Source organism: Thiolapillus sp., assembly GCF_048562965.1.
GTDB lineage: Bacteria > Pseudomonadota > Gammaproteobacteria > Chromatiales > Chromatiaceae > Thiolapillus > Thiolapillus brandeum_A.
This window is the reverse complement of sequence record NZ_JBHNMF010000869.1, coordinates 1-1,208: the sequence shown is the minus strand read 5'-3', so window position 1 is coordinate 1,208 and position 1,208 is coordinate 1. Positions and strand designations below refer to the sequence as shown.

The following is a 1,208-nucleotide window of genomic DNA, read 5'->3' as shown; positions in this document are numbered from 1 at the left end:
ACCAGCGGTTCGACAAACACCGTATCGCTGGGGAGCCCTCCGCCCCGTAGCTTTCTGAAGGCCGACCGGATTCCGTTAAAAAGAGTCATGGTGTGTCCTGATTTCCCGATGTGTTTATTTCTTCCAATACTGTTGCCTTCACTTCAGCGAAGTCAATCACGGTTCGGGAAATATGGTTTTTATCATTGTGTGCTTCGAGCCGAATGTGTTTTATGCCCCGTCTGCTTGCCCAATGAGGAACAGAAGCCTGGCGTTTGTGAGTAAAAAAAGTGATGTAGTCGTCCGGGGTATCCGTCAGGCTGAGTTGCCAACGCAGTTCAGTGATGGGACCTTCATTCTCTTCGCAATCCGTTTCAACAATCCATATATGCAATACCGCGTCGAGCTTCAGTTCTACATTGCATTGCGGAGGTTCAGTGGATGTGGCGGTAAAGGTGTCTTTGAGGGACAAGCGCCGGTCGTAATTGGTTTTTATATCCACTCGAACACGGTAGGTGGCGGGCGTTTCAATATCGCGGATGATGTAATACGTTTCACTGCCGGCATGAAGCAGCTTCCCGTCTAGGTAATATCGAAGCTCAGACACCTTTTCACCATCGAATGACTGTTCAATGACAGGGGTCACGTTGACATCGAGCGGCACCCGGTACCAAGGATCTTCGGAGAAGATATCCAACGCGCCAGATAGCGTCGGAAGCTCATCGAGTACAACTTCATCTTTCAGTTCCGTGCTGTGGCCCTGGTCATCGGATATGCGGACAACAACGGGATAGGAACCCCCTTCACCGAAATGAACAGTGGCTCTGTTCAAGTGACGAAAGGAAATGGAAGCATCCCGAGGGATCATGTATTTAAACGACAAATGTTCCATATTGTTCTTGACGTAATCAAGCAGGGAAGGCATGACACGGTAATCGACCTCTATCGGCCAGTGCTTTGCCAGAACCTTCTTTGTAATTGTCCATTGCGGCCATTCCGTATTACGGTCATGAATCATAATGCTGGATTCTTTATACCGGTCGGCATCGCTTTCGTACCAGATACGGTAGGTGTACAAGCCATATTCGCTTTGTCCAAACGTGTGTTTCAAGGGGTTGGTGTCGGCAGTATCACTATTTGGAAGCACCCACTCAGATTTCAGCCCAGGATGCGCGCCGGCACTGGGTAGCCCGTGAAGAACCACAGAGTTCTGAACCAATGTTTTTACG

General features: G+C 49.3%; 1 protein-coding gene. It reads right to left on the bottom strand.

The genetic code is table 11. The features are described 5' to 3' along the window. Positions 1–85 precede the first annotated feature (85 nt). Positions 86–1,208: hypothetical protein (locus ACOCD2_RS20785; protein WP_419626031.1), on the bottom strand; the 1,123-nt coding region annotated here is incomplete at its 5' end.